This window comes from Enterococcus sp. HMSC076E04, from assembly GCF_001814285.1.
Classification (GTDB): domain Bacteria; phylum Bacillota; class Bacilli; order Lactobacillales; family Enterococcaceae; genus Enterococcus_B; species Enterococcus_B lactis.
Genome location: NZ_KV815582.1, coordinates 23,502 through 44,489, shown reverse-complemented (window position 1 = coordinate 44,489; position 20,988 = coordinate 23,502). Strand labels below are relative to the sequence as shown.

The following is a 20,988-nucleotide window of genomic DNA, read 5'->3' as shown; positions in this document are numbered from 1 at the left end:
AAGAAATATCATAAGATATTTCTTACATCTTTTTGTTTTGAGCAGGACTTTAGATAATTTTATTAATATATGCTAGCATGCTTTTGTAAATAAAAGAAAGAGGGCGTTTGAATATGTATCTTAAAATTACGGATCAAGCACAAGAAAGATTACAAAAATATATTGATGAAGGCGCGACAGTTATTTTGGATTTAGATGATGGTGTGGGTGAATATTCTAAAATGGGTGTTTGCTCTTTAGATACTAGTTTCCGTTTACTTCTTCTTGATAAAGAACAAGGAAAAAATGATTATAAACTCCAATTAGATAGTGATATTGGGGAAGTTTATATCAAAGATTATTCAAAAATGTACATGGATGAACACATGACCCTTTCTTTAGATCCACGTCTAGGTGTATTCACTCTTGAAAGTCCAAGTGGTTCTTTAGACAGCCATGTACAATTAGTCGATCTACGACCAGAAAAATTCTCTGGCATGAAACAATAATTTTCTCTTCATTGATCCATGATCCATAAAACTAGTCTCAATCGAGCTACATTGAAAAACAAGACAACGTTCTTAACTTGGTAAATAAAAAAGACGACACATTTTGTCGTCTTTTTTATTGATTAGCTATTTTTGATAAATGATCGCATAGCTTGTGCCATTATTTCTGGCTTTTCTCTATTCAATTCCTGTTTTCCGTTTTCGATAAACAGGAGACGGCTATAGGCTGAAACTTTATATAACCGTTTTGCTCCAGGTATGTTTGCATAATCTTTTATACCGCATAAAATCAATTTAGGAAGTCGTGATGTACGAAGCTGTTTTTTGTAATCTAATGTTTTAAGTGAACGGAGTAGATTTAGACAAACCTAATTTTTTAAACATTTTAAAAGGTACGCAGTAAAAATAAACATTCTGGAAAATAAGCAATAAGCGATCAGGAGATTCAAATTGTGAATCAGTTAAATCGAGGGAGTGGGGGCACTGAAGCATCCATAAAGCAAGTAGCCCCGCTATCGATTGTCAACAGGGTCACTTACTTTAATGTGATTCCATTAATTTGGAGAATAAATGAACTTCACTCTACTACGATGGTCATCCTGAAAGAATTATCAACCATCGGAAGACCTAACATTTCCTTCCCCAAACCAAATTGATACATAACAAACTCATAACTTCCTGGATCACTTGGCGCTTTGAAAGAAATCTTTCCATTTTGTGGAGTCATTTTATTGGTATTAGAATCTTTCGATAACCGAATAGGCAAGTTAGAAAGACCATTTAGTTCAATTTGCTTATTTCCTAATAAGACAACAAGGAAGTATTCCTATAACCCCTCAATACTTGGACCAACTAAGAAGTTTAATTCAACCATTTCTCCTATTGATACATTCAAATAAGGACTTGGATTATTTATTAACTCACTTTTAGAATCTGTAACATTTGATCCATATTAAAGTATTCGCAGATTAACTGAAAAAGTCGTTTTTTCTTTATTTAAAATAAAAACAGTTTTGCGGGATTTTCGTGGCATAAAATAAAAAAACAGCGCAGACACATTGTTAAACCAACATGTTGCACTGTTTAAGGAAGCCACTTGCCGGACTTGAACCGGCGACCTCTTCCTTACCATGGAAGCGCTCTACCAGCTGAGCTAAAGCGGCATTATCATTAATACAATTAATAGGATAACGAATATTAATGTATTTGTCAATATGTTTTTTATCAAAAAAATGTGTTTTTGTACTAATGAAACAATTCTAAGAAAAAAGTAAAAATAACAAAAAATGCTAACGGTTTCTTCTAGAATATAGTAAAAAAATTCAAAAAAAGTATTGCGTTATTTGAAAGAAATTGATATTATATTTATGTACTTGATTCCGGCATAGCTCAGTTGGTAGTAGCGCATGACTGTTAATCATGATGTCGTAGGTTCGAGTCCTACTGCCGGAGTAAATAAAGCTTATGCAAAGAAAAAGAAATCCAATCACTTGGGTTTCTTTTTCTTTTATTATTATGATGAATCAAGCTTTCTGTTTTTGTCACGTATGTTGTAATCTTTACGAGAGAGTAGAGTTGGCTACTCATAATCAACCATACTTCCCATCATCGCTAAATACGAAATAAATCAGCATTCCTACACCAATCAAAGCACAAGCTGCACCAAGAAAAGGGATGATATTCCCAAAGTTTTCTGTATTCATAAGTATGCCACCACCCACAAACAAAAAGCCGCCAGCAATCAGGTTTTTCATTTTATTCATTCTCCTTTCTTATGTTATAGTATTTCCTTCTTTCAATGAGTATTTTGAAAGCTATCTTATTGTATGATGTTCTTCTAGGCCTCTTCTTTATTATACAGGCCATTTTCGTTATCTCATAGAAATATTCCTTTTTATCTGAAAATTATTGTATACCATATGATATTTTTCTTCATGAAGTTGTAAGTATATTCTCATTCAAATGAAAATTTCATCATAGAAGAGATTGTATTTCTAAATTCTTAAGAGTAAAATACGAAGTGTAACTTGGATTTGGAAGGATGATTGGATGAAAGCTATTACACCGGATATGACAACAAAATTTGACAAACAGTTTCAAGCAAATAACAAACAGCAGGCATTGCAGCGGGCTGTCGTGAAGAACGGGATTACTGCTTCTGCTGAAAATATTTCAGCACATGTGGCGAATACACCAGTATTTTCTATTGATCTGGCTACAGGAAAAGTGGCTAATCAGATGCAATCGGGCCGTTGCTGGATGTTTGCTGCATTGAATACGTTCCGTCACAAAATGCTGAATCAATTCCATTTAAAAGAGTTTGAATTATCACAAAATTATACTTTTTTCTGGGATAAATATGAAAAGGCAAATTACTTCTATGAAAACATCATTGCAACTGGAAAAGAGGCTATTGATAGCCGAAAAGTGGCTTTCTTGCTAACTACTCCTCAACAAGATGGCGGTCAATGGGATATGATCGTTTCATTATTCCAAAAATACGGTGTTGTGCCCAAATCGGTAATGCCGGAAAGTGCGAATAGTTCAAATTCTCGAGATTTGAATAACTACTTGAACAAACTACTGCGTAAAGATGCAGTTGTGTTACGCGAAATGGTTGCTCAAGGAGAAACATTAGACGCTATTGAAGAAAAAAAAGAAGAAATGCTAGAAAGTATTTATAACTTCTTAGCCATCTCATTAGGAACACCTCCAAAAGAATTCGATTTTGAGTACCGCGATGAAGAACAGAACTATCATCTTGACCGGGGACTGACACCACAAATTTTTTATGATAAATACATCGGTGTAAAATTAGATGATTATGTTAGTGTGATCAATGCACCAACAAAAGACAAACCATTCAATCGTTCTTATACAGTAGAGATGCTAGGGAATGTCGTTGGCGGGAAAGAAGTTAAATACCTGAATGTTGATATGGAAACTTTCAAAAAATTAGCGATTGCTCAGCTTGAACAAGGAGAATCTGTATGGTTTGGTTGTGATGTAGGACAATCTTCTACTAGAACCAGTGGCATCATGGCCTTAGATGCTTATTCGATGGATGATCTATTCGATACGGATTTCACAATGACTAAAGCTGAACGTTTGGATTTTGGTGAAAGTTTGATGACCCATGCGATGGTATTGACTGGCGTTGATTTAGTGGACGGACAATCAACAAAATGGAAAGTCGAAAACAGCTGGGGCGAAAAAGTTGGAAAGAACGGTTTCTTCGTTATGAGTGATGCCTGGATGGACGAATATACGTACCAAATCGTTGTCAGAAAAGATTTGTTGACGAAAGAGCAACTAAATGCGTTCAATGAAGAACCAATTGTGCTAGCTCCATGGGATCCAATGGGTGCTTTAGCATAGGTAAATAGTTCAATAAAGAGTATGCATTATAGATAAAAAAGAGCTGGCTTAAGTCAGCTCTTTTTTATCTATAAAGTCCATCTCCTGCTTTTTATGGTCTCTGTGCTATAATTCTAAATAAAGGGATGAGGATTGGAAATAATCCTTTTATCATGAAACAAGTATGATGACAAAATAGAATAAAATTAGGAGTAGGGGGGAAAGTCATGGATATCCAAACTGTTTTATCTGATCTGAAACTAAATGGGAAAGTGATTCCAGTTGTTGGCGGCGATGTGAATCAAACTTATCGTATAAAAACAGAGCAGCGTGCTTATTTTTTGAAAATCCATCCGAATGTAAAAAAAGGTTTTTTTGAAGCAGAAGTAGACGGGTTAAAAGAGCTAGCTGCATTCGTACGTGTACCAGATACGTACATGCTGGGTGAAACAAGTGAAGGCGCTTATTTGTTAATGGAATGGATCGAGCCGGGAAAAGGAGATCAACGAGATCTTGCTGCAGCTTTAGCCAATCTCCATCAGCAAACAGCGCCGCAATTTGGTTTTCGAAAAGATAACTATCTAGGTACACTTATTCAGAAAAATTCTTTTGAAGAAGATTGGTGGATTTTTTTCTTTAAAAATCGGCTTGAAGCCCAGATTTCTTTAGCAGAAGAAACGAATCGTTGGAATGTACAGCGGCAAGAAAAGTATCTGCGATTTAAAGAACGAGTATTGAGATCGGTTGAACCCAAAAAGATCACTCCACGCCTCTTGCACGGAGACCTGTGGAGTGGTAATGTGTTCTTTGACCAGCAAGGACAACCAATTTTTGTCGATCCGGCTGTTTCTTATGGGAATCGGGAACAAGATATCGCAATGAGTCAATTATTCGGCGGTTTCCGACCGGAATTTTTAGATGCCTATCAAACTATATTTCCATTAGAAGAGGGATGGGAAGATCGACTGCCGATTTACCAGTTATATTATCTTTTGGCACATTTGAATATGTTTGGAGAAAGTTACGGTTCCCAAGTAGATCAATTACTAGAAAGTTTTTAAGAGGAGGGCGTGTTTTTGGCAAAGAAATATACCAAAAAGCATGAAGTTTCATATTATGAGTGTGACATCAATCAAACGATGACATTTCCTTCGATGTTAGGAGTAGTTATCAAAACATCTGAAGATCAAAGCGACCAGTTGGGAAGAGGCAGTGAATTCGTCAATAGCTTTGGACTGACTTGGGTCATCACGAATTATTCTATGGAGATTAAACGTTTACCTAGAGTCGGTGAAGTAATTTCAGTAACGACTCAAGCCATGGAGTACAATAAGTTTTTCTGTTATCGGAACTTCTGGATCCATGATGAAGATGGGGAAGAATTAGTCAAAATAGAATCTGTTTTTGTATTGATGGATTTTGTGAATCGAAAAATGAGCAGTGTTAATGAAGAGATCATTGCTCCTTTTGAGAGTGAGAAAATCAAGAAAATCAAGCGTCAGGAAAAAATTGAAAAGATTGATTCGGGCTTCATGCTGCCATATCGTGTTCGTTTTTATGATATCGATAGTAATCAGCATGTTAATAATGCGATGTATTTTAATTGGATCATTGATGTATTGGGATATGACTTTTTGACTACGCATGTTCCAGAAAAAGTAATTATTCGATTTGATAAAGAAGTAGAGTACGGGAATGAGATCGAAAGCCATTTTGAACAAGTCCCAATTGAAAATGGTGTCAAAACAAAACATGAAATCCGAATGCAAGAACAGCTGTATTGTGAAGCCAATATTCTATGGAAAAATAAATAAAAAAGAGGTTGTGACAGAAATGGTCAGCTTCAAGAAATAAGAAGAAGTTTACGAAAATTGTTTCTCAAATTTTTGTAAAATTTCGGCTTAGTTTTCGAAGAAGCTACTTTTGTCACAGCCTCTCTTTTTAAGTTTAGCTATCAGATATTGATGTTTAGTTTTGGATAAACGAAATCAATTCTTCACCCGTCAAACCATAGTTTACGGCAATCAATAGTTTTAAACGTGCTTTTTGACTATTGATACTGTTGCAGAAAATAATCCCCATTTCTTCTAGTTCTTTTCCTCCGCCTTCATAATCATAAACAGGCTCTGCGATTCCATTGAAACAACGAGAAACAAGTACTACAGGGATTTTTTGGACAAGGAGCTTTTCTAAAGCTGCTAGGGCTTGAGGAGGGAGATTTCCGGCACCTAAAGCTTCAATGACTAGACCGTCTACTTTCGTATGGGCGATTGCTTCCAATAAGTCTCCTTGCATCCCAGCATATGCTTTAACAATTGGGATAGTCCCATTTACAGCGGAAATATCCAGCCGCTTTGTTTCTAAAAGTTCTTGTAAGAATAAGATTCGATTCTTAGTTACTAAACCGATTGGTCCCAATGTAGGCGTTCGGAAAGTAGCAACATTTGTGGTGTGGGTCTTTGTCACGTAGCGTGCAGAATGGATCTCATCGTTCATGACAACTAATACACCCTTATCTACCGCTTCTTCACAGCTTGCGACGCGAATAGCACTTTCAAAATTATAGAGGCCGTCACTTCCAAGTTCGTTACTTGAACGCATTGCCCCAGTCAAAACAATTGGTAATTTGTCACCAATCGTTGTATCAAGAAAAAAGGCAGTTTCTTCTAATGTATCCGTACCATGTGTAATCACCACTCCGAATATACCTGATTCATAAGCGGACAAGATACGTTCTTTTAATACCAACATGTGAGAAGGCATGATGTGTGGTGAGGGAAGATTGAAGATATCTTCAACTAAGAGTTCCACATGCTCAGGTATCGTGATTTCTGCATCTAATAACGGGTTTGCCACATCAGGACTAACACCGCCAGTGAGCATGTTTTCTTTCATGGCGATCGTTCCGCCGGTGTGCAGTACAAGTATTTTTTTCATTTTACAGACTTCCTTACGAATAATTTTGCATAGCCGTTAAATCTTATTGTATACTATATAAAAGAGTTTTGCTATCAGTGAAGAATAACAATAGCCAGACTTATTATAAAAAAGCTGCCCTTACTTAAACGAAGAAGACTCGACCTTGACCTCTTAATGCACGGAGTATTTGGTTGAGTTTCTTTTACAAAAAAGCAGTCAAGGGAAAACAATTACGAAGGTGGTCGAAAATGATCAGAATCGGATTAACATCGTTTAAAGAACATGACAAATTAACTGGCAAAAAGAATAACACTCTGTATGAATATGCCGGATTTCTACCCTTAGTGGAATTAGATACTGCTTATTATGGGATTCCTCGAAAGTCCTCTGTTGAGAATTGGATAAACGAAGTACCTGAATCTTTTCGCTTTGTAGTCAAAGTCTATCAAGGGATCAGCGGTCAAGGAGATTGGAATCCTTATTATCAGACCGAAGAAGAGATGATTACGCATTTTTTAGATGTCATGTCGCCAATGGTAGAAGCTGGAAAGCTTTTTTGCTTTTTAATTCAATTCCCCTCTTCATTCAAATGTACAAAAGAAAATGTCCAATACTTGCGCAAACTTAGAAAGTGGTTTGAGAGTTATCCTGTTGCCGTAGAATTGCGGGATTATTCTTGGTACAGCGATGAATTCCTTGAACGTACGAGAAACTTTATGTCTCGAGCCGCTTTTTCTTTAGCCATCATCGATGAGCCGCAGCTGCTGAATACAACGATCCCTTTTGATCCATTTGTAACCAATCCGAACTTTGCTCTCTTTCGATTCCATGGCAGGAATGCTCAGGAATGGCAAGCAAATGATAAAGATTGGCGCAAAAAAAGAACATTGTATCGTTATTCAGAAAAAGAACTACAAGAACTAGCACGTGAAGTCAAAGCAGTTGATTCTAAGACAAAAGAGATAGGTGTGATTTTTAATAACAATTCTGGTGGGGATGCGGCTGAAAATGCATTAGCACTGCAAAAAATATTAAATATCAAGCCGGATGGACTTAATCCAACTCAAATGGATCTGTTTTAAGGGCTTATTTTATTCATGAAAGGGGCGAAGTCTATGATCAAAGCTATTTTTTTTGATATTGACGGAACATTGGTCACCAATCGTTCAAAAGCATTGGAATCAACAAAACAAGCAATTGATTATGCTCGGAAAAACGGCATTTTATGCGGTGTAGCAACGGGTCGCAGCCCAATAAAGATCAAAGAAATCATTGATGAATTGGAATTAGATATGTATGTCGTGTATAATGGCCAACTGGTTTTTACTGCAGATCGAACGATTATCGACCACCCTTTTGAACAAAAAGTATTGGAACATATTGTTGAATTTGCAGATGAGAACCATCGACAAATCGTTTTTGGTGCGAGAAATCGGCTAGATGGATCAACGACGATGCTATTAGGACAATCGATTTTTATCAAGCGGCTAGTCAGCTTTTTACCGCGTAAATTCCCGGTACGTCTGATGAAAAAAATCCTCCAGCTTTTTAGCCCTCACCGGCAAAAGGACCGTTATGAAACATTAGAGATATTAAAAGAACCAATTTACCAATGTATACTGCTTAGTCCGGAGTCAGAACAGAAAAAGTTAGAACATCTATTTCCTGAGTGTACCTTCCAACGTTCAAATACGTATACTGTAGATATCATCCCAAAAGGTGGTTCAAAATTGCTAGGCATCCAAGCTTTCGCAAATGCTGTCGGAATCGAGATGGAAGAAATCATGGCATTCGGCGACCATTACAATGATATCGAGATGCTGAAAGGTGTAGGAATTGGAGTGGCCATGGGAAATGCTCAGAACGAAGTAAAACATGCCGCAGATTTTGTGACCCAATCAAATGAAGAAGATGGCATATACGAAGGGCTGAAACACTTTGGTCTGATTTATTAGTCAATGAAAGAAGGAAAACATTAGTATGGAATCAGAGACACCTTTTCAAAAAGTAGAAGCATTTCACAAAATTTTTGATCCAAGAAGACCAGAAATCCCCACAGCTTTTACTGCGATGGAGGCTCATACACGTGCTGCATTCAAAATAGAAGAACTTGTTGAATTTGTTGCAGCTACCTCACCAAGTAAAGAACAACTACATGAAGCTGTTACTCTGCTACACGAAGCATTAGATAAAGCAGAAGAAAAAATACTTGATAAAACAGAGTGGGGAAGTGACCCACTGATTGAACAAGTAGATGCACTGACAGATATCCTTTACTTTACTTATGGTTCTTTTTCATTATTGGGAATAGCGCCTGATCGAATATTTGATATCGTGCATCAGGCAAATATGGGAAAATTGTTTCCAGATGGAAAACCTCATTATGATCCTGTAACAAATAAAGTATTGAAACCTGAGAACTGGCAGATAGAGTACGCGCCAGAGCCTAAAATCGCGGCAGAAATCCAACGACAGATTCAAGAAGCTCTTGCTGGGAAAAGCTCTGCTGATAGGAGTGCACGCACAAACGAAAGAGAGTGATCAGTACTTCACTATTTTTGTTATCTTTATACGATGAAAAACAAAAGATTTTCGTTTAAGTTAGTGAATGCATGAAAATAGTATGCTATAATCTAGAATAGATGTCTTTTGCACGAGAGACGTATTATTTGGATTTATGCCAAGCAGAACGCCATCTGTTGCATAAAAAGATGCATACTGAAAACGGAGGAACCATAAATGGGAAATAATGTTATCATCGGAATCGTCATTGCAATCATTATAGTCGCCATTGTCGTCTTTTTGGTTAGTTACTTGATGAAGAAAAAAAACCAAGATCGATTGGATGCCTTAGAAAAACGCAAGGAAGAATTATTTGACTTGCCAGTGATTGAAGAAGTCGATGATGTTAAAAAAATGCATCTGGTTGGGCAAAGCCAAAATACCTTTCGTGAATGGAGTCAAAAGTGGAATGACATATCTACTTCCTCATTCGCTGAATTAGAAAGTCAAATTTTTGAAGTGGAAAACCTCAATGAAAGTTTTCGGTTCTTAAAAGGAAAAAAAGCAGTTGTTGAAGCAGAAGCAACAATGGACCAAATGGAGAAACAAGTAACGGAAATCCGTGAAGGTCTGAAGGAATTGCGAGAAACAGAAGAACGCAACTCATTAGCTGTCCAGCAGGCGCTTGATGTCTATGAAGAACTGAAAGAAAAAGTCAGAGAAGACGAGCATGAATATGGACCAGCTCTTTTTGAATTGCAAAAACAGATCAAGATGATCGAAAAAGAATTTACGCAATTCGTGACTTTAAATACTTCCGGCGATCCTGTAGAGGCCCGCGAGGTTTTAGATAAAGCAGAAAAACATACGTATGAAGTGGAAGCTCTGATGAAAAAAATTCCACCACTGTATGAAGATCTCCATACGACTTTCCCTGAACAACTTGAAGAAATCAGTGATACTTATGAGAAATTAATGGAAGAACAATATGTATTCCCTGAAGAAGATCTTGCTGAAGATATCGCAAAAGTAAGTCGAAGAATTGAAAATTCATTAGCCAATCTTGAAAAAACAGAAGTTGAAACGGTCGAATTCGAAAACCGAGAAACAGCTGATTTGATTGATTCGCTATATGACATCTTAGAACGGGAAATGGAAGCTCAGAGATATGTAAAAACTAACCAATCAACGATTGCAGAGTATATCAAACATACAACGAAGAATAACCGTCAATTATTGATTGAGTTGGATCACACCGCTCAAAGCTATACATTGAATCACAATGAAATTGGTCGTGTACGAGGTTTCCAAACTGAAGTGGAAGAAATGGAACGTCAAAATGAACAGATGATTCCACAGATTCGCCAACACGAAATCCCTTATTCAGAAGTGCGTACGTTCTATAAAACAGTCTTCAAGGTCTTAGAAGATATCGAAACGCAACAAGTAGAGATCGACGACTCATTACATGAATTGAGAAAAGGCGAAAAAGAAGCGCAAGAAAAGATCGATACATTCGAATTTAAATTGCGTAGTTTGAAACGTTTTGTAGAAAAACAACGTTTGCCTGGCTTGCCGAATGATTACCTAGAATTCTTTTTTGTTGCTACTGATCGTATTGAAGAACTAAGTGTTGTCTTGAATAAAATTCGAGTAAACATGGAGGAAGTCAACCGTTTAGTTGCTCTATGCGAAGAAGATCTAGAATTATTAGATAAGAAGACACATGATCTAGTAGATGCAGCAGCACTAACGGAGCAAATGCTCCAATATGCAAACCGTTATCGTCATACACACGAAGAAGTGCGAGAAGCAATTGATAAAAGTTACTATTTATTCAATAAAGAATATCATTATCAAGAAGCATTAGACGAAATTGGTACAGCATTAGAGCGAGTAGAACCAGGTGCTTTCAAACGTATCGAAGATTTTTATTTTAATCATCCAGACTTAGTATAAAGCAAAAAAGCAGCAATCATGCAAGAACAAGACAACCATCCGTCTTGTTCTTGTCTTTTTTTATGTCTATCCGAAGGACGAAACAAGTGAAAATTCTACCTGCTCTTGAAAGCACCTTGGACAACCGTTATAATAGAAAAGAATTTCAAAAAAGAGGGGTTTCTTATGATATATTTTGATAACAGTGCAACGACCCCAATCTTTCCGCAAAGCTTAGATGCATACGTAAAAACCAGTCAGCGGATTATTGGGAATCCATCAAGTCTTCATGATTTGGGCAATCAAGCTAATCGGTTGTTGCAGCAAGCAAGAAAGCAGATCGCTGATTTGATCCATGCAGAACCAGAAGAAATCTTTTTTACTTCAGGAGGAACAGAAGGAGATAATTGGGTATTAAAAGGAACGATGATTGAAAAAAGAGAGTATGGGAATCATATGATCATTTCAGGAATCGAACATCCGGCAGTCAGTGAGACGGCCGAACAATTAAAAGAATTAGGAATCGAAGTAAGTATCGCCCCAGTAGATAAACGCGGTTTTGTACGTGTTGACGAATTGAAAAAATTAATAAGAAAAGAGACAGTTTTGGTCTCTGTTATGGCTGTGAATAATGAAGTAGGATCGATTCAGCCCATCCAAGAAATCAGTGATCTTTTGGATGATTTCCCTAAAATTCATTTCCATGTAGATGCTGTTCAGGCAATCGGAAAAGTACCATTCTCGCAATGGTTGACAGGGAGAGTGGATTTTGCAACATTTTCAGCCCATAAATTCCATGGTCCACGGGGAACGGGTTTCATTTATTGGAAAAAGGGTCGTCGTTTAGCACCATTACTGACAGGTGGAGGACAGGAAAGAAATCAACGAAGTGGGACAGAAAATGTTCCAGGTATTGTGGCTATGGCTAAAGCTTTACGTTTATCATTAGAGATAAAGGAACAAAAACCTGAGCAGACACAACGCTTAAAAGAAGCTTTGATCCATGCGCTGAAGTCGTATGATAAAGTGACGATCTTTTCAGAAGGAACCGACTATGCGCCGCATATTTTATGTTTTGCTCTAAAAGGAATTCGTGGTGAAGTTCTCGTCCATGCATTAGAGGAAAAACAAATATTTGTTTCTACTACTAGTGCCTGCTCCTCACGTAAACATATGGCAAGCAGTACATTGCATGCGATGCATGTACCAAATGATTTGGCTACATCTGCTATTCGAATCAGCCTAGATGAAAATAATTCATTAGCAGAAGTGGAGCAATTTATGATTATTTTCAAGCAGCTTTATAAGAAATTTTCTGCAATCAATTAAAAGAGGAGTGTTCTTGTGAAATACAGTGAAATTATGGTCCGTTATGGAGAGCTTTCGACAAAAGGAAAGAATCGAAAAAGCTTTATCATGCAACTAGCACAAAATGTCAGACAAGCTTTGAAAGAATTTCCAGAAATCAAAATCCATGCTGATCGCGACCGGATGCATCTTTTGTTGAATGGTGCAGACAGTCAGCTAGTTATTCCAAAACTAGCAAAAATATTTGGGATCCAAAATTTTTCTCCGAGTATTCGGGTAGAAAAAGATGTCGAAGTTTTGAAACAAGCTGTTCAAGACATCATGAAAGAAATTTATACAGGGAAAGAAACATTTAAAATTATCGCTAAAAGAAGCGATCACCAATTTGAATTGACAAGTAATGAATTGAATCAAACATTAGGCAATGCTGTTTTTGATATTTTCCCTCATATCCAAGTTCAAATGCGTCAGCCCGATATTCCATTACGTGTAGAGATTCGTCGTGACGGCGCTTATCTGTCGTATGAAACGATCAAAGGAGCTGGCGGGTTGCCTGTAGGAACAAGCGGAAAAGGAATGCTCATGCTTTCTGGCGGGATTGATTCTCCTGTTGCAGGATATTTTGCAATGAAGCGGGGAGTGGAAATCGAAGCTGTTCATTTTGCTAGTCCGCCGTATACAAGTGAACAAGCACTGCAAAAAGCAAAAGACTTAACAGCGAAACTAGCACCTTATGTAGGAACAATCCATTTTATTGAAGTGCCATTTACCGAGATTCAAGAAGAAATCAAAAAATCAGTGCCACAAGGATATTGGATGACGATCACTCGTCGAATGATGTTGCGGTTGACCGATGAAATTCGCCGTATTCGTCATGGTCTAGTTATTTTGAATGGCGAATCATTAGGTCAAGTGGCTTCACAAACCTTGCAAAGTATGGTGGCTATCAATGAAGTAACGAATACGCCAATCATTCGGCCTGTAGCGACAATGGATAAACTTGAAATCATTGAAGTAGCAGAACAGATCGATACATTTAATCTTTCTATCCAGCCTTTTGAAGACTGCTGTACGATTTTTGCTCCTCCACAGCCAAAAACACGCCCTCAACTGGAAAAGGTCCATCAATATGAAGAGCGTTTAGCAATAGATGAAATGATCCAACGAGCACTAGCTGGCTTGAAGGTGGAAGAGATACAAGCAGAATCTTCTAATGAAAAAACTGAAGAATTTTCAGAATTGCTATAGGTTGTGAAATCAGTGTTTTTACCTGAGTATTAGAGAAACAAAACGGAAAAATAGCTCCATATATTTTACCGTTTTTGAACTAATGTCGAAGATTAGCTGATAAATGATAAAAAAGAGAATTTTCCATGAAATAGCGACCCAAATAGTTAATTTTTGGGTCGTTTTATTTGTCTCACACCCTTTTCCTTCCTACCTGTAACCTTGCTCCCGGGTTAGAAACATGTTACACTAAATATGTGAAATTATTAACAAGGAGAGTCGTTATGCGAGAAAAAACAGATACACTGCCAAAAGCAACTGCGAAAAGGTTACCTTTATATTTACGCTATTTAAAGATGCTAGATGACTCAGGCATAAGTAGAATCAAATCAAATGAGTTCAGCGAAATCACCCAAATTCCTTCTGCAACGATCCGCAGAGACTTCTCGCAATTAGGCGAGCTAGGCAGAAGCGGATATGGCTATGATGTCCCTTTCCTTATCGATGTATTCAATAATATCCTTAATACTAAAGAAGAAAAACGAATCGCATTAGTCGGATACGGAAATCTTGGCAAAGCATTGAAACACAACAATTTTAGAAGAAATGAAAATCTAAATATCTTGTGCGTCTTTGATAATGATCCAGCACTGATCAATCGAGTCATTGATGGAGAGATGATCTATCCGATTGATCGTTTCGCGGAGATAGCCAAAGCAAAAAATGTGACAGTAGCAATCTCTACGGTACCAAGTAAATATTCACAATCTGCTATTGATGAAATTGTCAAAGGTAATGTAACCGCTATCCTTAACTTTGCACCTGACCGAGTAACTGTCCCAGCTTATGTCAATGTTCAATACATTGATTTGACAACCGAGTTACAGACGCTTATTTACTTTGATGAGAATTACTCAGAAGTTTTTTCTTAGGAAAATTTGAGTAGGCTTATTGATCTTGCGAGGATCCATTGTAATTCTTTCAAAAATTTTTTAATACTAAATGAAGTGGTTTTTTCACGACCACTTGTTGACTAAAAAAAAAAAACCATTGTAGAATGAAGCATAACGCTGAACAAGAGGAGTAACTGGCACATTCATTCTTAGAGAGAGAACTATCTGCTGAAAGGTTCTCAATGACAACCAGTGAAGGTAGCTTGGGAGTTTCTGTCTTGAATGGAGTAGAGATAGACGAGTCGTGATCGTTAACTCACTGGAGAGGCAATAATGATTGATTATTGCAATTTAGGTGGTACCGCGTAAATCATACGTCCTAAAATACGAAAGTATTTTAGGACGTTTTTTAGTTTAAAGGAGGAAAACAGCATGACGGAAGAAAATAACCTATCAACAAAATATAACCCGCAAGAAGTTGAAGCTGGACGTTATCAGCATTGGTTAGAACAAGATTTGTTTAAACCGAGCGGAGATAAAAAAGCAAAACCTTATTCAATCGTGATCCCACCCCCAAATGTTACTGGAAAACTTCATTTAGGGCATGCTTGGGATACGACCTTGCAAGATATGCTGATTCGTCAAAAGAGAATGCAAGGATACGATACTTTATGGTTGCCTGGTATGGACCATGCAGGAATCGCGACACAAGCAAAGGTAGAAGCAAAGCTTAGAGAGCAAGGCATTTCTCGCTATGATCTAGGTCGTGAAAAGTTCATCGATCAAGTGTGGGAATGGAAAGAAGAGTATGCAAACCATATCCGTGAACAGTGGGCTAAAATGGGCTTATCTTTAGATTACAGCAGAGAACGTTTTACATTAGATGACGGATTATCTGAAGCAGTACGTAAAGTTTTTGTTACCTTATATGAAAAAGGGTTGATCTATCGCGGTGAATACATCATCAATTGGGACCCTCAAGCACGAACAGCTCTATCTGATATCGAAGTTATTCATAAAGACATCGAAGGCGCCTTTTACCATATGAGCTATGAACTGGCAGATGGATCAGGCGTAGTAGAAATTGCGACGACCCGGCCAGAAACGATGTTGGGAGATACGGCGATTGCTGTTCACCCAGAAGACGAGCGTTATCAAGCGCTGATCGGCAAAAAAGTGATTCTACCTTTAGTCAATAAAGAAATCCCAATCATTGCAGATGAATATGTAGATATGGAGTTTGGGACAGGTGTAGTAAAAATCACTCCAGCACATGATCCAAACGACTTTGAGGTAGGTAATCGTCATGATCTCCCACGAGTGAATGTGATGGATGATGATGGCACGATGAATGAACTAGCAGGAAAATATGCTGGAATGGATCGTTTCGCTGCTCGTAAAGCAATCGTGCAAGATCTAAAAGAAATCGGCCGATTGATCAAAATCGATACGATGGTCCATAGTGTGGGACATTCCGAGCGGACAGGTGTCGTTGTCGAACCTCGATTGTCTACTCAATGGTTTGTAAAAATGGCGCCGTTAGCAAAAAAAGCCATTGATAACCAAGAAACAGATCAAGCAGTGGAATTCTTCCCTCCAAGATTCAATCAAACATTTTTACGTTGGATGGAAAATGTCCATGACTGGGTAATTTCACGACAATTATGGTGGGGACATCAAATCCCTGCATGGTATCACAAAGAAACAGGTGAAATGTATGTAGGGATGGAAGCACCAGCTGATAGTGAAAACTGGGTCCAAGATCCGGATGTTTTAGACACTTGGTTTAGTTCAGCATTGTGGCCTTTTTCAACGATGGGCTGGCCAGACACGGAAAGCGAAGATTATAAGCGGTACTTCCCTACTAGCACCTTAGTAACTGGTTATGACATCATTTTCTTCTGGGTAAGCCGAATGATCTTCCAAAGTTTGGAATTTACTGGCGAACGACCATTTGAGAATGTCTTGATCCATGGATTGATTCGTGACGAACAAGGGCGGAAGATGAGTAAATCATTAGGTAATGGGATCGATCCGATGGAAGTAATCGAAAAGTATGGAGCAGATGCTCTTCGTTGGTTCTTATCGAATGGTTCTGCACCAGGGCAAGATGTTCGCTTCAGCTATGAAAAAATGGATGCTTCATGGAACTTTATCAATAAAATCTGGAATGCTTCACGTTTCGTTATCATGAATATCGAAGGTATGACCGTAGAAGAGATCGATTTATCTGGAGAAAAATCAGTGGCTGACCGTTGGATTCTTACACGTTTGAACGAAACAGTCGCACGTGTAACTGAATTATTTGATCGATTTGAATTTGGTGAAGCCGGTAGACAACTGTATAACTTTATCTGGGATGATTTTTGTGACTGGTATATCGAAATGAGCAAAGAAGTACTTTATGGAGATGATGCTGTTTCAAAACAAACAACACGTAGTATCCTAGTCCATACCTTGGATCAGATTTTGCGTTTGTTGCATCCAATCATGCCATTCGTCACAGAAGAAATATGGGAACATATTCCTCATCAAGGAAATTCTCTAGTAGTAGCAGAATATCCTGTGGTACGTCCAGAGTTTGACGATGAAACTGCTTCTAAAGGAATGGAAGTATTGAAGGAATTGATTCGAGCCGTTCGAAATATTCGTTCAGAAGTGAATACACCATTGTCTAAACCAATCACATTATTAATCAAAACAAACGATGCTAAAATCGATCAATTTTTAGTTGAAAATACAAGCTACATCGAACGCTTCTGCAACCCAGAAGAGTTGACGATATCAAGTGAGATCACTGCACCAGATCTAGCGATGTCAGCTGTTCTGACAGGTGCAGAAATCTTCTTGCCGTTAGCAGGATTAATCAATATCGAAGAGGAAATCAAACGATTAGAAAAAGAACTGGAAAAATGGACAAGCGAAGTGAAACGTGTCCAAGGAAAACTTTCTAATGAACGGTTTGTTTCTAATGCGCCGGAAGAAGTAGTAGAGGCAGAACGTGCAAAAGAAAAAGATTATTTAGAGAAGCAAACGGCTGTCAAAGAACGAATCGAAAGTTTGCGTACTATTCAATAAAAGCGGGGAACACCACTTATTCCGAATAAGGGGATGTGACATGATTATTGTCGCATCCTCTTTTTTAGTCTACTCTGATTACTTAGAAAAAAGAGCGATTTATCATGTATCCGGAGCAGATTTTTCTCTCTATCGTCCTTTTATTTTTCTTATGTCTTCTATTTGTTATAATAAAAGAGAAATGGGGGAATTGTTGATGACGATTGAAGAAGCAATAGAATGGATCCATAGTCGATTACCATTTGGTTCACGTCCTGGTCTTGACCGAGTCGAAGCTTTATTAGAAGTGGTAGGTCATCCGGAGAGGAAAGTAAAAACGATCCATATCGCTGGAACAAACGGAAAAGGGTCTACTGTAGCCTATTTGAGAAGCCTATTAGAAGAAGCTGGTCTGATAGTTGGAACGTTTACTTCACCTTATATCGAAACGTTCAATGAACGGATTGCAATCAATGGCAAAAGTATCCCAGACAATGACTTGATCCAGCTTGTAAAAAAATATCAGCCGCTGATCAAACAACTTGATCAATTTGAAGCAGTAGCTGGTATCACTGAATTTGAGACATTAACAGCAATGGCATTTGATTATTTTTTGATGAAGAAAGTAGACGTAGCGATTATTGAAGTGGGCTTAGGTGGCTTATTGGATTCTACCAATGTAGCTGTACCGATGCTAACTGGAATAACAACGATTGGGCTTGATCATACCGAGATACTTGGAGAGACGATTGAAGAAATCGCTGCGCAAAAAGCAGGAATCATCAAACAAGGCGTTCCAGTTGTCACAGGAAACATCGGCCCAGAAGCTTTTAATGTCATCAAACAAACAGCTAAAGAAAAAAATGCGATGCTTTATGTATACGGGGAAAATTATAAAATAAACTATCTGCATCCTGATGAGACTTGGGGAGAAGTATTTGAATTCTTTAATGAAGCAGGGAAAATCCCTCAACTAACCACGCCGCTTTTAGGGCAACATCAAGCTGAAAATGCAGGAGTAGCCATCGAATTGTATTTTGTTTACTGTCAATTGGAAAAGCTGCCTTTTCGAGAAAAAGATGTTTTGAAGGGGTTGAAGAAATCTCGATGGCCAGGAAGAATGGAGCGTTTGAGTAACGAGCCATTAGTTGTTTTAGATGGTGCCCATAATACGCATGCAATGAACCGGCTTGTTGAGAATTTGAAAAAAGAATTCAAAGGATATCAAATCAACATTTTGTTTTCCGCCTTACGAACTAAAAATGTTAGAGAAATGCTAGAACGACTGCAACAAGTACCAAATGTCCATATTTATTTGACGACCTTTGAACATCCAAAAGCTATCGAATTAAGTGAAGTATCAGATTTAGCAAGTGAGAGAGTATCAATCGTTTCATTGTGGCAATTCGGATTAGCAGATATATTGGAAAAGATGACAAATGAAGATGTATTAGTTGTGACCGGTTCGCTTTATTTCATTTCAGAAGTTCGTCATTTATTAATACAATTAGGAGGAGACCATGAAGTATAATGCAGTGATTTTTGATATGGATGGTTTATTGTTTGACACAGAGTTAGTATATTACGAGGCTTCACAAGTAGTAGCAGATAGGATGGGTTTTCCTTATGATAAAGACCTGTATTTAAAATTCTTAGGTGTTTCCGATGAAGAAGTGTGGGCGAATTATCATATGATTTTTGCGGAATTCGGTAAAACAAGCGTACAAAAATTCATAGACGATTCATATCAGGAAACGCTTGAGCGCTTTTCAAAAGGAGCCGTACAAATGAAGCCAGGTGTGTTGGAACTCCTCTCTTTTTTAGAAGAACATCAGATTCCCAAAGTTGTCGCTTCCAGTAACCAACGAGCTGTCATTGAACTTTTATTGAAGAAGAACAATCTGTTTGAACGATTTGAGACGATTGTTTCCGCAGAGAATGTCCAACGAGCAAAACCAGATCCGGAAATTTTTTTATTAGCCAATCAGAAATTAGGTACAGCTAAGAAAGAAACATTGATTTTAGAAGATTCACAAAATGGTATTTTAGCAGCTTCTGCGGCTGAGATCCCTGTAGTCATGGTTCCAGATTTGCTTCCGCCTTCCCAAGAATTGATCAAAAAAACGGCTGGGGTCGTTTCTTCTTTGCATGAAATCCCTGCATTGATAAAATAAAAATCCATCTCTTTTCGTATCTTATTTTAGAAAAGATAGAAAGGAGATGTTTTTTTGGAAAAACGATTGATCAAAGAAGTACCAACTAGCTCTTTACCAAGGGAACGTATGGAAATTTATGGAGCTGAAGCTTTATCGGATCAGGAGCTTTTAGCAATTTTACTGCGTACTGGTCAGCACCCTCATAGTGTGATGTCGATTGCCGGCAATCTGTTAAAAACGTTTGGAGGATTGGCTTCTTTACGACAGGCTACTTTGCATGAGTTAGAAGAGATTCGAGGGATAGGACGTGTGAAAGCAATCGAAATCAAAGCCTTGATCGAGTTAGGCCGCCGCATTCAGACGGACCAAGAAAGAGCATCTCCCGCCATTCGTACTAGCTATGAACTGGCACAACAATTGATTCTGGAAATGAAAGATCACAAACAGGAACATTTGATTTGTATTTATTTGGACACGAAGAATCAAGTGATCTTAAAAAAGACAGTGTTCATCGGTTCGCTGAATCAGTCAGTCGCTCATCCTAGAGAAATATTCCATTATGCCGTACGTTACTGCGCGGCAAGAATCGTTTTAGCACATAATCATCCTTCTGGTAATGTTATTCCATCACAACAGGATATGAATTTTACTAAAAGGATACAAAAGTGCGGAGAAATGATGGGTATCACTGTACTGGATCATTTGATCATCGGACGTAAACGATATTTTAGTTTGAGAGAAGAAGGATTAATGGAAGAGAAGTAAGTTGCTTTCTTGCAAAAAAAATGAAGCAAGTGTACAATTATATTGTAATTTTGTTTGGGAATAGAAGTTGAAACATCTGTTGCACCTCTATCGTACACGAGCAATGTTACAATTTAAATAAGTGCTTTTGGCACGAGGAGGATATTATTATGGAAAACGGAACAGTAAAATGGTTCAACGCTGAAAAAGGATTTGGATTTATCTCACGTGAAGATGGAAGCGACGTATTCGTACACTTCTCTGCTATCCAAGGTGACGGATTCAAAACATTAGAAGAAGGTCAAGCAGTGACTTTTGACGTTGAAGAATCAGACCGTGGCCCACAAGCTGCAAACGTTGTAAAAGCTTAATTTTATCTGTAAATCAAATTGATGGTAG

At 37.8% G+C, this 20,988-nt stretch carries 19 protein-coding genes, 2 tRNA genes, 1 pseudogene and 1 other annotated feature; of the genes and pseudogenes, 17 read left to right on the top strand and 5 right to left on the bottom strand.

The features are described 5' to 3' along the window. Positions 1–113: 113 nt before the first annotated feature. A complete protein-coding gene (locus HMPREF2961_RS04895) occupies positions 114–488 on the top strand; it encodes an iron-sulfur cluster biosynthesis family protein (RefSeq protein WP_002310873.1) in 375 nt (124 codons plus the stop codon). A gap of 122 nt (positions 489–610) precedes the next feature. On the opposite strand, the pseudogene HMPREF2961_RS15665 reads toward HMPREF2961_RS04895, so the two are convergent. The 3 genes and pseudogenes from HMPREF2961_RS15665 to HMPREF2961_RS04885 all read right to left on the bottom strand — a co-directional run. Further along, positions 611–947 (bottom strand): annotated as a pseudogene (locus tag HMPREF2961_RS15665) (hypothetical protein); the annotation flags it as partial. Between the two features lie 118 nt (positions 948–1,065). Next, on the bottom strand, positions 1,066–1,254 hold the full coding sequence (locus HMPREF2961_RS04890; protein ID WP_070704055.1) for a hypothetical protein: 189 nt from the start codon (positions 1,252–1,254) through the stop codon (positions 1,066–1,068). Positions 1,255–1,578: 324 nt separating this feature from the next. Next, positions 1,579–1,651, bottom strand: a tRNA-Thr gene (locus tag HMPREF2961_RS04885). A 215-nt stretch (positions 1,652–1,866) separates the two neighbouring features. Here HMPREF2961_RS04885 and HMPREF2961_RS04880 point away from each other — a divergent pair. Then, positions 1,867–1,940 (top strand) — tRNA-Asn (locus HMPREF2961_RS04880). A 137-nt stretch (positions 1,941–2,077) separates the two neighbouring features. On the opposite strand, the gene HMPREF2961_RS15340 is transcribed toward HMPREF2961_RS04880, so the two are convergent. Beyond that, positions 2,078–2,251, bottom strand: a complete 174-nt coding sequence (locus HMPREF2961_RS15340; protein ID WP_002315465.1) for a hypothetical protein — start codon at positions 2,249–2,251, stop codon at positions 2,078–2,080. Positions 2,252–2,537: 286 nt separating this feature from the next. Here HMPREF2961_RS15340 and HMPREF2961_RS04875 point away from each other — a divergent pair, with 286 nt between their 5' ends. The 3 genes from HMPREF2961_RS04875 to HMPREF2961_RS04865 all read left to right on the top strand — a co-directional run bounded on the left by HMPREF2961_RS04875 (position 2,538) and on the right by HMPREF2961_RS04865 (position 5,659). Continuing rightward, positions 2,538–3,866 carry a C1 family peptidase gene (locus HMPREF2961_RS04875; protein ID WP_002315464.1) on the top strand — a complete coding sequence of 443 codons (1,329 nt, stop codon included), beginning with the start codon at positions 2,538–2,540 and terminating at the stop codon, positions 3,864–3,866. A gap of 206 nt (positions 3,867–4,072) precedes the next feature. Next, positions 4,073–4,906 carry a fructosamine kinase family protein gene (locus HMPREF2961_RS04870; RefSeq protein ID WP_002315463.1) on the top strand — a complete coding sequence of 278 codons (834 nt, stop codon included), beginning with the start codon at positions 4,073–4,075 and terminating at the stop codon, positions 4,904–4,906. A 15-nt stretch (positions 4,907–4,921) separates the two neighbouring features. Further along, on the top strand, positions 4,922–5,659 hold the full coding sequence (locus HMPREF2961_RS04865; RefSeq protein ID WP_002315462.1) for an acyl-ACP thioesterase domain-containing protein: 738 nt from the start codon (positions 4,922–4,924) through the stop codon (positions 5,657–5,659). Between the two features lie 154 nt (positions 5,660–5,813). Here the strand turns inward: HMPREF2961_RS04865 and HMPREF2961_RS04860 are convergent, their stop codons facing one another. Beyond that, on the bottom strand, positions 5,814–6,782 hold the full coding sequence (locus tag HMPREF2961_RS04860; RefSeq protein ID WP_002314249.1) for an asparaginase: 969 nt from the start codon (positions 6,780–6,782) through the stop codon (positions 5,814–5,816). Positions 6,783–7,012: 230 nt separating this feature from the next. On the opposite strand from HMPREF2961_RS04860, the gene HMPREF2961_RS04855 reads away from it, so the two are divergent. The 12 genes from HMPREF2961_RS04855 (at position 7,013) to HMPREF2961_RS04800 (ending at position 20,960) form a co-directional block, all read left to right on the top strand. After that, complete coding sequence (locus tag HMPREF2961_RS04855) at positions 7,013–7,846, top strand: DUF72 domain-containing protein (RefSeq protein WP_002315461.1); 834 nt, start codon at positions 7,013–7,015, stop codon at positions 7,844–7,846. A 33-nt stretch (positions 7,847–7,879) separates the two neighbouring features. Then, a complete protein-coding gene (locus HMPREF2961_RS04850; protein ID WP_025477280.1) occupies positions 7,880–8,719 on the top strand; it encodes a Cof-type HAD-IIB family hydrolase in 840 nt (279 codons plus the stop codon). A gap of 25 nt (positions 8,720–8,744) precedes the next feature. Continuing rightward, positions 8,745–9,305, top strand: coding sequence for a pyrophosphohydrolase domain-containing protein (locus tag HMPREF2961_RS04845; RefSeq protein WP_002315459.1), 561 nt, complete (start codon positions 8,745–8,747; stop codon positions 9,303–9,305). Between the two features lie 198 nt (positions 9,306–9,503). Continuing rightward, positions 9,504–11,225: a septation ring formation regulator EzrA gene (locus tag HMPREF2961_RS04840; RefSeq protein ID WP_002310211.1), complete on the top strand. Its 1,722-nt coding sequence runs from the start codon at positions 9,504–9,506 to the stop codon at positions 11,223–11,225. Between the two features lie 165 nt (positions 11,226–11,390). Beyond that, positions 11,391–12,533 (top strand): cysteine desulfurase family protein, encoded by a 1,143-nt coding sequence (locus HMPREF2961_RS04835; RefSeq protein WP_002315458.1) that lies wholly within the window; start codon positions 11,391–11,393, stop codon positions 12,531–12,533. Between the two features lie 15 nt (positions 12,534–12,548). Continuing rightward, the gene (gene thiI / locus HMPREF2961_RS04830) at positions 12,549–13,760 is read left to right on the top strand and encodes a tRNA uracil 4-sulfurtransferase ThiI (protein ID WP_002315457.1); all 1,212 of its coding nucleotides are present in this window, start codon (positions 12,549–12,551) and stop codon (positions 13,758–13,760) included. Between the two features lie 263 nt (positions 13,761–14,023). Then, complete coding sequence (locus tag HMPREF2961_RS04825; protein WP_070704047.1) at positions 14,024–14,671, top strand: redox-sensing transcriptional repressor Rex; 648 nt, start codon at positions 14,024–14,026, stop codon at positions 14,669–14,671. Between the two features lie 129 nt (positions 14,672–14,800). Continuing rightward, positions 14,801–15,017 (top strand) — a binding site (T-box leader). Positions 15,018–15,064: 47 nt separating this feature from the next. Then, on the top strand, positions 15,065–17,710 hold the full coding sequence (locus HMPREF2961_RS04820; RefSeq protein ID WP_002315456.1) for a valine--tRNA ligase: 2,646 nt from the start codon (positions 15,065–15,067) through the stop codon (positions 17,708–17,710). A 196-nt stretch (positions 17,711–17,906) separates the two neighbouring features. Beyond that, positions 17,907–19,220, top strand: a complete 1,314-nt coding sequence (locus tag HMPREF2961_RS04815) for a bifunctional folylpolyglutamate synthase/dihydrofolate synthase (protein ID WP_024636474.1) — start codon at positions 17,907–17,909, stop codon at positions 19,218–19,220. Further along, a complete protein-coding gene (locus HMPREF2961_RS04810) occupies positions 19,210–19,863 on the top strand; it encodes an HAD family hydrolase (RefSeq protein WP_002315454.1) in 654 nt (217 codons plus the stop codon). Before HMPREF2961_RS04815 ends, HMPREF2961_RS04810 begins: the two co-directional genes overlap by 11 nt. Positions 19,864–19,917: 54 nt before the next feature. Beyond that, complete coding sequence (radC, locus tag HMPREF2961_RS04805; RefSeq protein WP_002315453.1) at positions 19,918–20,610, top strand: RadC family protein; 693 nt, start codon at positions 19,918–19,920, stop codon at positions 20,608–20,610. A 149-nt stretch (positions 20,611–20,759) separates the two neighbouring features. Further along, positions 20,760–20,960: a cold-shock protein gene (locus tag HMPREF2961_RS04800; protein WP_002294067.1), complete on the top strand. Its 201-nt coding sequence runs from the start codon at positions 20,760–20,762 to the stop codon at positions 20,958–20,960. Positions 20,961–20,988 lie beyond the last annotated feature (28 nt).